The organism is Kitasatospora sp. NPDC088346 (genome assembly GCF_044740765.1).
GTDB lineage: Bacteria > Actinomycetota > Actinomycetes > Streptomycetales > Streptomycetaceae > Kitasatospora.
The window spans coordinates 13153-25569 of the sequence record NZ_JBIURH010000021.1 but is presented as its reverse complement, the minus strand read 5'-3'; the positions used below and the strand labels follow the sequence as shown (position 1 = coordinate 25569).

Here is a 12417-nt window from a genome sequence, read left to right as displayed (position 1 = left end):
TGCGGGAGGTGTACTACGAAGAACTCGTCGGGCCCGCGGCGGGAAGCGGTGGTCCGACGGAAGCGGCGCGGGCGGGCAGCGAGGCGACCAGGGCGGCCGCGGCGAACAGGCCGAGGCGCGTGGCCTCGACGCCGGCGCCGGCCCACCCCAGCGTCGCGAAGCGGTGGACGACGAAGCCGTTGAAGAACAGCCAGCCCGCCCCCGCGATCAGCGGCGCCGCCACGGGGCGGGAGACCGCACCGAGGACGGCGCACAGGACGGCGAAGGCACCCAGCACAAACGCGGTGGGGTTCCTCTCCCCGAGCACGGACAGGGCGAGCGTCAGCAGGGCGCAGGCGACCAGCGCGACGGCGCCCGACATACCGACCGCCAGGCGGTCCACCACGGGCCGGAAGGTGCGGCCCGGGTGGGCCTGACAGAGCCTCATGACCGTCATGTCCGTTCCTCGTCCGGTCGACTGCGACCAGCCAAGCCGACGGGCAGGGGCGTGCCACCCTTCGTTGACGTTTCCCTGATGGCCGGGACCGGGATTCCGACGCGTCCCTGACGGCGCGGTGCGGCGGGGCTCGACGCCTGACAGGCCGGGGACGCTCGGCGATGCCCTCCGTGACGACGTCCCTGAGGTGGATCACGCCTACAGGTCAGTCCAGGTACCCCATGGACATCCGGCAGTGGCCTCCGGACGCGCGGCGCCCGTCCTCCTGGTCGGCTTCCGGGTCGTCGGTGCCTGCGGGCTGCGGTACGGAGAACACGGGCAGGCGCAGCAGGTCGCGCGGCCGCGTCGCCGGCGGCCTGTGCCCCGGCGCCGGGAGGCTGCCGGACGAGCCGTTGACCTCGACGGTGTCATGCGTGCCGATGCTCATGGTCATTCGCTTCCTTCAGAACGCGGTCCCGCACTCCGAGCCGCACCGGGCGGCCACGGCCCTGGTCCAGGACTGCGGGCGATCTCTGCCGCTTCCAGTGGAGTCCCGATCCTCCCTCGCCGCCAAGGGAATTGACGTGCGGGCTACGCCGTGTCCCCCTTCCTTGACGACTCCTTGACACGGCATTCGTCCGGGCCCGGCGGCACTGAAGGTGAGCCCGTGATGTCGGCGATGGTGGTCCTGTGGCCGTTGCCTGCATCACGGGGAGGCCGCCGGGTCGGTGTCAGTGGATCGGTTCGAGATGGTCGGCGCCCGGGCGGCCGGCGTTCAGGTGGGCGGTGAGGAAGCGGGCGGCGCGGTCGAGTGCGGCGTCCGCCTCGTCGAGGCGGCCGTAGTGGTGCTGGAAGACGTGGGGGAGGCCGGGGCCGACTTCGAGCGTGACCTCGACGCCGTCGGCGCCCGCACGGCCGGCCAGCCGGACCGCGTCGTCGAGGAGCACCTCGTTCGCGCCGACCTGCACGAGGAGCGGGGGCAGTCCGGTGAGGTCGGCGAACACCGGGCTGGCCAGGGGATGCGCCCGGTCGCCTGCGCCGGCGTAGAGATCGGCGCAGGCGCGCACGTCGGCCTCGGTGAAGATGGGGTCGGCGCTCTCCTTGGAGCGGATGCTTTCTCCGGCAAGGGTGAGGTCGGCCCAGGGGGAGAAGACGACCACGGCGGCTGGTTGCGGCAGCCCGGCCTCCCGGGCGGCGAGCAGCGTGGCGATGCTCAAGCCGCCACCGGCGGAGTCACCGGCCACGACGAGGTCCCGTGGGTCGGTGCCCGAAGCCAGCAGCTCGCGGTAGGCCGAGAGCCCGTCGTCGACCGCCGCGGGGAACGGGTGCTCGGGCGCCAGCCGGTAGTCCACCGACGTCGCGCGCAGCCCGGCGCGGCGGGCCAGTTCACCGACCAGCCCTGCGTGGGTGTCCGGTGAGCCGATGACGTAGCCACCGCCGTGCAGGTAGAGCAGCCGGCCGCGGCCCGAGGCTCCGGCCGGCTCCAGCTCCAGGGCCGGCCGCCCGCCCAGGACGGTCCTGCGGGTGACCACGCCCTCCGGCGCGGGGCGGGTGAGGGCCGCGGCGAAACCGCTGCGCTGCTCCTGGAGAGTGGGCTGCTTCTCGCTGCGAGGGGCGGAACGGAGTATGGCGTCCAGGGCGTCGCGCTGCTGTCGGGACATGTGGGGCCTCCATGGGTCGGGGTGCGAGAATGGATTCCTGGGAATCCACCTGCCTGCCTCAACCGGATTCCAAGGAAGATGATTCCCGGGAATCTATTGGAAGGCCAGTGTGAGCGACATCACCCCGATCTTCAGCGATCTGGTCCGGGTCGAGACCCGGCTCTACAACGCGGTCAACGCCCGGTTGCGCACCGAACAAGGGCTGGGACTGGGACAGTTCGAGTTTCTGGAGATCATCGACCGCGTGCCGGGGTGCCGCGTGCTCGACATCGCCGGCGAACTGGCGATCACCGTGGGGGCGGTCAGCAAGGCGGTCGACCGGCTGGTGGCTGCGGGCTGGTGCCTGCGCGTCGCGCACCCCCAGGACCGCCGCTCGTCCGTCCTCCGCCTCACGCCCGCGGGTGAGGAGCGGTTGTCCGCTTCCCGCCCCGTTGTCGAGAGCGAGCTCATCGCACTGACCGCGACGGTTCCCCCCGACGACCTGGCCCGCATCGCCTCAACCCTGGCCAGCCTTCGCGCAACCCTCGAGGCGGGCCCCCACGGCCGACCGGAATGAGGGGACACGACCCGCGGATGACAGTCGACCTCCCAGAGCTGAGTGACACTGCTTGGCCCGGCAAGGCCGACCGACATCACGCATTCAAGCTCGGTGGCGACCGGCTCGCCGTCGTCCGTGTCCCCCAGCCGGTGTCAACACCGCGTCAGAACCACACTCATCCGGGTCAGGAGAGCGTCAGGACGGCCTCGAGCCCCGGGGCGAGGGCATAGCGTCGCCGCGTGCCCGATCCAGCCGCTCCGGGTCGGCCGCTCCGCCGGGGACCCTCCCGCGGTTTCCCGAGGTCCGCCCGTGGGCTCCGGCCGTGCCCGCGCCGGGCCGGCGAACGGCCCGCTCCCGGTGAGCCACTCCCCTGCCGCCCGGCACAGGACCCGCCGCGGCGGCCGTCCGGGGCGCGGCCGAACTGCCACTGCACCAGCCCGCCCCATCGGTGCACGGGCGGCGACGCCGCCGCCCCGGTTTCGAGGAGAGCCCGAGATTGAGCGTCGACACCCTCGTCGGCCTGCTGGTCGCGTCGGCCCTGGTGGGCTACCTGGTGCTGGCCGCCGTGTACCCGAAGAAGTTCTGAGGCGCTGCGCGGGCGGGCCGGTGGGTCCGCGTGCCGGTCATGTTCGTCACGGGCGATCGGCACGGCGACAGGGACCCGCCCCTGGCGGCCTTACAGCCGGGGCGGGTCCCTGCGTCGATGTGGACGATGTGGGGGGGCAGGCCGGTGTCAGGCCGCCAGGGACGTCACCCGCGGCTGCTCGCTCACCACGGCCTTCAGGGCCGGCACCTCGGACGGCGGGACGGCGGTGACCGTGCAGGCGGCGCGCGCCACGCAGTGCCGGCCGACCGAGGCGTGCAGGAGCCGCCGCAGCCCGCCCCGGCGGCCGGTGCCGACCACCAGCAGGTCGTCGGGCCGGTCGGCGGTCTCCACGAGTGCCGGTCCGGCCTCGCCCCGGATCACCACCGGTTCGATCCGCAGGTGCGCCGGGTAGCCGCCGAAGGCCCGGGCGAAGGCGGCGTCGAGCCGGTCCGCGGCGGCCTGCTCCCACAGCTTCGCCAGCGGCGGGCAGGGCCGGGTCCGGTAGGCGGCCTCGCCGCCGGGCGGCGTCCAGGCGACGACCGGGACCAGGACGGCGTCGCGGCGCTCGGCCTCCGCCACCGCGCGGCGCAGGGCCGCCGCGTTGCCCAGCGATCCGCTGACCCCGACGATGACGCGCGTGTCCTCGGCCATGATGTTCGCTTCCCTCGGTCTTCGACGCAGGCCACAAGACCTGCGATTCGTTGGCTCGGACTTCGGATTTCCGATGGACCTATTGATCGGTCCGGTCCGTTCCCTCGGATCCAGTAGACGCCCGCAGTCGGCGAACGTCAGCGTCCTTAATGCCCCGGCTACGCGGCACCGGGTGTCCTTGACGTCCTCTTGACGCCCTCCCCGCCCGCTGCCCACAACCACCGCGCCGGCAAGCGCCCCCCGGGGCGGTCTCCTGGCCGGGTGAGCCGGGAAGCCTGGTCGACCCAGGCCACCGACCGGCCCCCGCCGGTACACACCCCCGGCGCGCAGCAGGGCTCCACCGCGCACCAGCCCGGCCGCCCGGGGCCGGCTCCCCCTTCCCGCCCGAGAGATTCCTGTCCGGTGACGCCCGTCGGGCAGCCGGTGTCAAGGCACCGTCAGGGGTCGTTCCGGGACAGTCAACGAGCCGTCAGGGCCGCTCCCCGCGCGCACGAACCGGCCTAGCCTCGGAGAGCCACCGACCGGGTCGACCACGACCGTCCACGCTTCTCCGTCGTCATCTGGAGCACCAGCCGTGACCTGCACAGACACCGCTCCCCAGGAGCCCGGGGAACCCCGGCCCGCGCTGGACGTCCCGGTCCGGGGCCCGAGCGGCGGGTTCGCGCTGCGGCCGGTCCAGCGGCGCGGCAGCAGCCGCTGCGCCGTTGCCGTCACCCGCGCCACCACGCTGACCACACCGCAGCACCAGCGGTGAGCGCCCATCAGGGCCACGGCGACGGCCGGGAGTTCCGTCGCCCGACCGGCACCGCCGTTCCCTCGCACCACCACGCACGGCACCACGACACCTGACGGCTCTTCACGGAGGGGGATTCCCATGGCAGTGCTCGGCGCCTCTCACACCCACGCGCCCAGGACCTCCACCACAGCGCGCGGCTCCGCGCTTGCCCTGCTCACCGCCGTCCTGCGCCGGCTCGCCGCCAGCCCGCTGGACAGTCCGGTGCTGCAGGCCATCGGCGGCCCTGTCGGAGGCGGCGGTGACGGTGGCGGCCCGACCCGCCCCACCGTCCGCATGCGCGCGGGCTGGCGGACCGTCACCACGGCGGACGGGACGCGCCGACTCGAAGCCCACTGGCGCCCCGACCACTGAGCTGCCCCGACCGCTGAGCTGCCCCGACCGCCGGGCGCACCGCCGGCACGTCGACCCCCCGTGGACGAAGCCGCAAGGAGGAAGAGATGTCCCTGTACTACCCCCGGGTCTCCCGCATTCACTCGACCTGGCCGGCCGTCACCGCCGCGGCGGCCACCGTCCTGCGGGTCGGCGGCGGTCCCGGGCCCGACGCTCCGCGTGCCGCGGTGGCCGGCGTCGTCATCGATCCCGTACGGCGCACCGCGGTCGCCGGCGGACGCCTGCTGAAGCTCACCTACATGGAGTTCGAACTCCTCGCCCACCTGGTGGCGCACCCCCTGCGGGTCTACAGCCGCCGGCAACTGCTGACCGGTGTCTGGGACCAGGAGCCGTTCGGCGACACCCGGACGGTCGACGTCCACGTGGCCCGGCTGCGCCGCAAGCTCGGGCCCGAGCTCCGGGACACCATCGCGACCGTCCGGCAGGTCGGCTACTGCTACGACCCGGGCAGGCCGGTCCGACCGTGACCGGTCGCCCGGCCGCCGCGTGCGCCGGGCGCCACGCCGCGCGTATCAAGGCCGCGTCAAGGAAGGCTCCCGGCGCGTAGTGCGTACGTCAAGGACCTCCGCCAGGGCCGGCCGGCAGGCGTCCAATGAGGTGTGGGCCGTCGGAGTCCCGCCGGCCGGAGAGCGGGAGAGGGAGCGGACTGTCATGGTCGAGGGCATTCGGGTCGTCGTCGGGGTCAACGGCTCGCTGAGCAGTCTCGCCGCCGTGTACCGGGCGGTGGAGGAGGCGGGCCGGCGCGATGCGGTGCTCGTTCCGGTGATCGCCTGGGCGGAGACGGACGGGGATCGTCTGCGGCCGCTCTCGGAGCTGGAGCACGCGGCGCGCAAGCGGCTGGACACCGTGTTCGAGCAGGCTTTCGGTAGTTACCCCAACGACGTCGTCATCCGTCCGCTGGTGGTCCGCTCCGAGCCCGGCCGCGCGCTGGTGGCGGCCGCCGACCGCCCCACCGACCTGCTGGTGCTCGGCAGCGGCCACCGCGGCCGCGTCCAGCATGCCCTGCGCGGCTCGGTGGCCCGTTACTGCCGCGCCCACGCGGTCTGTGACGTGCTGGTGGTCTCCCCGTCCGAGCTGCTGGAGAGCATGGAGCTCACGGCGCGCAGCGGGGCACCGCTGCCCTTCCTCGCCGGCCACCGCCGAGCTCCCCGGCACTCCGCCGTGCCCGCCTGAGCGCCCTCCCCGGCAACGCGGCACCGCGTGCGACGGACGAGAGGTGCAGCAAGACGCGTTCGCGTCCGCGGACCGCCAGGGCGGACCGCAGGGCCGGTGCGGCGTCCACGTCCGCCTGTTCACCACCCCTGCCGGTGGTCGGCGGCTGTCTCCGTCCTCGCCGACGGCGCGCGGTCAGCCGACGTGCACGCGAGGGCGGCGGCTGCGGTCGGGCTCGGCCTCCCGCAGGACCTCCCGGGTGACCGGGGCGACCTCGCCCTGGCCGAACAGGAAGAAGCGCAGGAACTGCGCGAACGGGTTGCCCTCGGTCCACTCGAAGTAGATGTGCGGCTGCTGCCCGGTCGCGTCCCGGGCGTGCAGCAGCAGTGCGGCCAGCGCGTTCGGGATGCTGGAGTGTTCCAGGGTGAGGACCCGGTAGCGGTCGTGCAGCACCTCGCCGTGGACCTTCAGCTCCGCCTCGAAGTCGGACGGGTCCCGGACGGTGACCTCGACGAAGACCAGGTCGTCCTCCGGCGGGATGTCGTTGTCGGTGCGGATCTGCTGGAGCTTCTCCCGGTACTCGGTGAGGTCGCGCCGGTCCGGCTGGTTGGCGATCAGCCGCAGGGTCCGGTTCGAGCAGTCCCGTACGAACCGCTCGGCGACCTGGTCGAGGACCACGTCGGTGACCCGGAGTTCGAAGGCGCGGGCCAGTCGGGAGGCGAGCGAGATCAGCACGATGGCGGCGATGAAGCAGGCACCGATCTTCACGCCGTCGGGCCGCTCGGCGATGTTGTCGCCGGTGGTGTAGACGAAGACCGCCGAGATGATCGCGAAGCCGATGGTCCAGCCGCGCTGGCCGGCCTTGTGCGCGGCGATGGTGACGGCGATGGCGGCCGAGGTGATCAGGACCAGGACGCCGGTGGCGTACGCGCCGCCCTGGGCGTCGACGCTGGCGTCGAAGATCCAGGTGATCAGGAAGGCGACCCCGGTGAGCACCAGCACCATCGGGCGCACGGCGCGCGCCCAGTGCGGCGCCATGCCGTAGCGCGGGAGGTAGCGGGGCAGCAGGTTGAGCAGGCCGGCCATCGCGGAGGCGCCGGCGAACCAGAGGATGGCGATGGTGGAGAGGTCGTAGACGGTGCCGAAGGCGCCGCCGAGGTACTCGTGGGCCAGGTAGGCCAGCGCCCGGCCGTTGGCCGCGCCGCCCGGCTCGAAGGCGGCGGGCGGGATCAGCAGCGTGGTGATGAAGCTGCTGGTGATCAGGAACACGCTCATGATCACGGCGGCGGTGGTGAGCAGCTTGCGGGTGCCGCGGATCCGCCCGGTCGGCTGCTCCTCGGTGTCGCTCTCATCGCCCTCGATGTGCGGCATCACGGCGACACCGGTCTCGAAGCCGGACAGGCCGAGGGCGAGCTTCGGGAAGACCAGCAGGGCCACCCCGACCATGGCCAGCACGTTGCCGTGCTCGGCGGTCAGCGCGTCGGTCCAGTCCGTGACCAGCCCCGGATCGCTGAGCACGTGCCCCAGTCCGACCGCGACCACCACCACGTTCAGTGCGAGGTAGACCGCCACCAACACCACGGCGACGCCGATCGCCTCGCTGAAGCCCTTGAGGAAGACCGCGCCGAGCAGGGCCACCAGGATCATCGTGATGAGCACCTGGCGGCCGTGCAGGGCGCTGCTCAGGTGCGGGTTCTCCACCAGGTGCGCGGTGGCGTCGGCGGCGGAGAGGGTGATGGTGATCACGAAGTCGGTGGCGGCGAAACCGAGCAGCGCCAGCACGAACAGCTTCCCCTGCCAGAACGACAGCAGCCGTTCCAGCATGGCGATCGAGCCCTGCCCGTGCGGGCTCTCCTGGGCCACCCGCCGGTACACCGGCAGCGCCCCGCACAGCGTGACCAGCACCAGCACGATGGTGGCCAGCGGGGAGACCAGGCCCGCCGCGAGTGCCGCGATGCCCGGCTGGTAGCCCAGGGTGGAGAAGTAGTCCAGGCCGGTCAGGCACATCACCCGCCACCAGCGCTGCCCGTGCTCCGTGGGAGCGTCGGCATGCGGGCCCGGGTGCTGCCTGACCCGGTCCGACGTGCCCTCCAGCAGCCACGCCCGAAACCGCTGCCGCGCCGACGGCGCGGAACCGCGGGCACCCGAAGCTGAGGTCACCACCCTGCACTCCCGTCGACGGCCGCAGGCGGCCCGGCCGACTGGGCGAGCGGCGACGTCAGGCTATGCGAGCCGTCCGCGCCGCCCGGGCAGGACACGGTGGCGCGCGGGGAGCGGAGTGCGGGTTCCACCCGTTCCGCCGCCGAGCGCGGCGTAGCGAGTACGTGAAGGACAGCCGCCGGTCGGCTCGCTTTCGGCGAGTCGCTCTCCTGCGCCCGTTAGGGTTGGGCACTTCCTCCGGTCGCCCGATCTGCAAGGAGCCCCAGCGCAGTGTCCGACACCTTCGCCCATCTGCACGTTCACACCGAGTACTCGATGCTGGACGGCGCGGCAAAGAACGGCAAGCTGTTCACGGAGGCCGAGAGACAGGGCATGCCCGCGATCGCGATGAGCGACCACGGCAACATGTTCGGCGCGTACGAGTTCTTCCACGCCGCCGCGAAGACCGGGGTGAAGCCGATCATCGGCATCGAGGCGTACGTCGCACCGGGGTCGCGCTTCGAGAAGAAGCAGGTCTTCTGGTCGCCCGGCGGCCAGCGCCCTTCCGGCGCGGACGGCGAGGGCGGCAAGGACGTCTCCGGCGGCGGCCGCTACACCCACATGACGATGTGGGCGCAGAACGCCACCGGCCTGCGCAACCTCTTCAAGCTCTCCTCCCTCGCGTCGATGGAGGGCTACTACATGAAGCCCCGGATGGACCGCGAGCTGATCGCCGCCAACGCGACCGGCATCATCGCCACCACCGGCTGTCCCTCGGGCGAGGTGCAGACCCGGCTGCGCCTCGGGCAGTACGAGGAGGCGGTCAAGGCGGCCGGCGCGTACCAGGACATCTTCGGCAGGGAGAACTACTTCCTGGAGCTGATGGACCATGACCTGTCCATCGAGAAGGACGTCCGGCAGGACCTGCTGCGCCTGGCCGGGCAGCTGAACATCCCGCTGCTGGCGACCAACGACTCCCACTACGTGACCGCCGACCAGGCGGACGCGCACGACAGCCTGCTCTGCGTCGGCGTGGGCAAGAACAAGGACGACCCGAACCGCTTCAAGTTCCAGGGCACCGGCTACTACATCAAGACCGCGGCCGAGATGCGCGAGCTGTTCCGCGAGCTGCCGGAGGCCTGCGACAACACCCTGCTGATCGCCGAGCGGATCGAGTCGTACGAGGAGGTCTTCACCTACGTCGACCGGATGCCGCAGTTCGACGTGCCCGAGGGCGAGACCCAGGCGTCGTACCTGCGCAAGAAGATCGCCACCGGGCTGAAGGTCCGTTACGGCGACAACCCGAGCCAGGAGGTGCTGGACCGGATCGAGCTGGAGATGGGCGTCATCTCCCCGATGGGGTTCGACGCGTACTTCCTCGTGGTCGCGGACATCTGCCAGTACGCCCGGGACAACGGCATCCCGGTCGGCCCGGGCCGCGGCTCGGCGGCCGGGTCGATGGTCGCGTACCTGACCCGGATCACCGAACTCGACCCGCTGGAGCACGACCTGCTGTTCGAGCGGTTCCTGAACCCCGAGCGCATCAACCCTCCGGACGTCGACATCGACTTCGACGACCGCCAGCGCGACCAGATGGTGCGCTACGTCACCGACAAGTACGGCTCGGCGTACACCGCGCAGGTGAACACCTTCGGCACCATCAAGGCCAAGGCCGCCGTCAAGGACGCCAACCGCATCCTCGGCTACCCGTTCGCGATGGGCGACCGGATCACCAAGGCGATGCCGCCGGACGTGATGGGCAAGGGCGTCCCGCTCGCGGACCTGTTCAACGAGAGCCACCCCCGCTACAACGAGGGCACCGAGATCCGGGCGCTCTACGACAACGAACCCGACGTCAAGAAGATCATCGACACCGGACGGGGCATCGAGGGCCTGATCCGGGGCACCGGCGTGCACGCCGCCGCCGTCATCCTCTCCTCGACCCCGCTGCTCGACCTGATCCCGCTGCACCGGCGGGACAAGGACGGCGTGATCATCACCGGCTTCGACTACCCGTCGTGCGAAGCCATGGGCCTGATCAAGATGGACTTCCTGGGCCTGCGGAACCTGGGCATCATCGACCACTGCATCAAGATCGTCAAAGCCAACCGCGGCACCGACATCGACATCGAGAAGATCCCGCTCGACGACCCCACCACCTACCAACTCCTGGCCCGCGGCGACACCTTGGGCGTCTTCCAGCTCGACGGCGGCCCGATGCGCGCCCTGCTGCGCCTGATGAAGCCCACCGAGTTCGCCGACATCTCCGCCGTGTCCGCGCTCTACCGGCCCGGCCCGATGGGCATGAACTCGCACACCAACTACGCGCTCCGCAAGAACGGCCAACAGGAGATCATCCCGATCCACCCCGAGCTGGAGACCCCGCTGAGCGAGGTCCTCGGCCCGACCTACGGCCTGATCGTCTACCAGGAGCAGGTGCAGCGAGCCGCGCAGGTGCTGGCCGGCTACAGCCTCGGCCAGGCGGACCTGCTCCGCCGTGCGATGGGCAAGAAGAAGAAGGAGGTGCTGGAGAAGGAGTTCATCCCGTTCCAGGCCGGCTGCCACGAACGCGGCTACTCCGACGAGGCGATCAAGGCGGTGTGGGACGTCCTGGTGCCGTTCGCCGGCTACGCCTTCAACAAGTCCCACTCGGCCGCCTACGGCCTGGTCTCCTACCAGACTGCCTACCTCAAGGCCAACTACCCGGCCGAGTACATGGCCGCGCTGCTCACCTCGGTGGCCGACGACAAGGACAAGATGGCGGTCTACCTGGCCGAGTGCCGCCAGATGGGCATCAAGATCCTCTCCCCCGACGTGAACGAGTCCGTGGTCGACTTCACCGCCGTCGGCAGTGACGTCCGGTTCGGCCTCAAGGCCGTCCGCAACGTCGGCGTCCCGGTGATCGAATCGCTGGTCGGGACCCGTGAGGAGAAGGGCAAGTACGCCTCCTTCGCCGACTTCCTGGACAAGGTCGAGCTGGTGGTGTGCAACAAGCGCACCGTCGACTCCCTCGTCAAGGCCGGCGCGTTCGACTCCCTCGGCCACACCCGGCTGTCCCTGAGCACCGTGCACGAGAGCGCGATCGACGCCGTCACCGGGGTGAAGAAGCAGCAGGCGATCGGGCAGGACGACCTGTTCGGCGCGCTCGGCGGCGACGACACCCCCACCATCGGCCTCGATTTCGAGCTCACCGAGCGGGAGTGGCCGCGAAAGCAACTGCTCAGCCTGGAACGGGAGATGCTCGGCCTGTACGTCTCCAGCCACCCGCTCGACGGCGCCGAGCACATCCTGTCCCGCAACCGCGACACCTCCATCGCCGAACTCATGGGCTCCGGCCGTACCGAGGGCGAGGTCAGGCTGGCCGGCCTGATCACGGCGGTGGACCGCCGGATCAACAAGGCGGGCAACGCCTGGGCCATCATCACGCTCGCCGACCGCGACGGCTCGGTCGAGGTGCTGTTCTTCCCGGCCACCTACAACCTGATGGCCGACCAGATGGTGGAGGACAACGTCATCTCGGCCCGGGGACGGCTCAACGAACGCGACGGCAGCCTGAGCATCTTCGGCCAGGAGATCACCACGCTCGACGTCTCCTCCGCCGAACTCGGCACCAAGCCCCCCGTCCAGATCACCCTCCCGACCAGGAGGATCACCCCCGAGCTGGTGGCCGAGCTCAAGCGGGTCCTCCAGGACCACCCGGGGGACGTACCGGTACGCCTGCTCACGACCAACTGGGACAAGAACACCCTGTACGAGCTCGGCCTGCGGGTGACCACGGACCACGGCCTCGCCTCGGACATCAAGACCACCCTCGGCACCCACGCCTGGATGGGGACGATGTAGCGGGCGGCCGCCCGGGCGGGCGCCTGGCCCCGCCCGGGCCCGGGCCCGTCCCGCCGATCGTCCACCGGCGGCGACGGCGCCGCTGCGGGCGAGACGACGACCTGTCAGAAATGTGACACTACGGGCTATATCGTCCCTGTCGTGAGCAACTATCTACCTGAGCAGGTTCGGGCAGACCTGCGCGATCTCGACGGTGAGACCGGAGGCACGGCCCGGGAGCGGTCGGGCCGGTCCCGCGGCCGCCCG

Annotated in this window: 12 protein-coding genes; 7 read left to right on the top strand and 5 right to left on the bottom strand. The window is 71.5% G+C overall.

Going from position 1 to position 12417, the window contains the following annotated elements; genetic code table 11:
* Positions 1 to 13: 13 nt before the first annotated feature.
* The 3 genes from ACIOFR_RS24625 to ACIOFR_RS24615 form a co-directional block, all read right to left on the bottom strand.
* Positions 14 to 436: a hypothetical protein gene (locus ACIOFR_RS24625; RefSeq protein WP_401000777.1), complete on the bottom strand. Its 423-nt coding sequence runs from the start codon at positions 434 to 436 to the stop codon at positions 14 to 16.
* A 205-nt stretch (positions 437 to 641) separates the two neighbouring features.
* Positions 642 to 863 carry a hypothetical protein gene (locus ACIOFR_RS24620; protein ID WP_401000775.1) on the bottom strand — a complete coding sequence of 74 codons (222 nt, stop codon included), beginning with the start codon at positions 861 to 863 and terminating at the stop codon, positions 642 to 644.
* Between the two features lie 283 nt (positions 864 to 1146).
* Positions 1147 to 2076, bottom strand: a complete 930-nt coding sequence (locus ACIOFR_RS24615; protein WP_401000773.1) for an alpha/beta hydrolase — start codon at positions 2074 to 2076, stop codon at positions 1147 to 1149.
* A 109-nt stretch (positions 2077 to 2185) separates the two neighbouring features.
* On the opposite strand from ACIOFR_RS24615, the gene ACIOFR_RS24610 reads away from it, so the two are divergent.
* Together ACIOFR_RS24610 and ACIOFR_RS24605 are read left to right on the top strand one after the other, a co-directional pair.
* The gene (locus tag ACIOFR_RS24610) at positions 2186 to 2632 is read left to right on the top strand and encodes a MarR family winged helix-turn-helix transcriptional regulator (protein ID WP_401000771.1); all 447 of its coding nucleotides are present in this window, start codon (positions 2186 to 2188) and stop codon (positions 2630 to 2632) included.
* Between the two features lie 478 nt (positions 2633 to 3110).
* Positions 3111 to 3200: a K(+)-transporting ATPase subunit F gene (locus tag ACIOFR_RS24605; RefSeq protein ID WP_401000769.1), complete on the top strand. Its 90-nt coding sequence runs from the start codon at positions 3111 to 3113 to the stop codon at positions 3198 to 3200.
* A gap of 147 nt (positions 3201 to 3347) precedes the next feature.
* Here ACIOFR_RS24605 and ACIOFR_RS24600 read toward each other — a convergent pair whose 3' ends face one another.
* Complete coding sequence (locus ACIOFR_RS24600) at positions 3348 to 3851, bottom strand: universal stress protein (RefSeq protein WP_401000767.1); 504 nt, start codon at positions 3849 to 3851, stop codon at positions 3348 to 3350.
* A gap of 574 nt (positions 3852 to 4425) precedes the next feature.
* On the opposite strand from ACIOFR_RS24600, the gene ACIOFR_RS24595 reads away from it, so the two are divergent.
* The 4 genes from ACIOFR_RS24595 to ACIOFR_RS24580 all read left to right on the top strand — a co-directional run bounded on the left by ACIOFR_RS24595 (position 4426) and on the right by ACIOFR_RS24580 (position 6210).
* A complete protein-coding gene (locus tag ACIOFR_RS24595; RefSeq protein WP_401000765.1) occupies positions 4426 to 4605 on the top strand; it encodes a hypothetical protein in 180 nt (59 codons plus the stop codon).
* 120 nt (positions 4606 to 4725) lie between these two features.
* Entirely contained in the window at positions 4726 to 4998 is a 273-nt protein-coding gene (locus ACIOFR_RS24590; RefSeq protein WP_401000763.1) for a hypothetical protein, read from the top strand.
* 86 nt (positions 4999 to 5084) lie between these two features.
* A complete protein-coding gene (locus tag ACIOFR_RS24585) occupies positions 5085 to 5504 on the top strand; it encodes a winged helix-turn-helix domain-containing protein (protein ID WP_401000761.1) in 420 nt (139 codons plus the stop codon).
* 184 nt (positions 5505 to 5688) lie between these two features.
* Positions 5689 to 6210, top strand: coding sequence for a universal stress protein (locus ACIOFR_RS24580; protein ID WP_401000759.1), 522 nt, complete (start codon positions 5689 to 5691; stop codon positions 6208 to 6210).
* 174 nt (positions 6211 to 6384) lie between these two features.
* On the opposite strand, the gene ACIOFR_RS24575 is transcribed toward ACIOFR_RS24580, so the two are convergent.
* A complete protein-coding gene (locus ACIOFR_RS24575; protein WP_401000757.1) occupies positions 6385 to 8352 on the bottom strand; it encodes an amino acid transporter in 1968 nt (655 codons plus the stop codon).
* Positions 8353 to 8619: 267 nt separating this feature from the next.
* On the opposite strand from ACIOFR_RS24575, the gene dnaE reads away from it, so the two are divergent.
* Positions 8620 to 12171 (top strand): DNA polymerase III subunit alpha, encoded by a 3552-nt coding sequence (dnaE, locus tag ACIOFR_RS24570; RefSeq protein WP_401000755.1) that lies wholly within the window; start codon positions 8620 to 8622, stop codon positions 12169 to 12171.
* Positions 12172 to 12417: the final 246 nt, after the last annotated feature.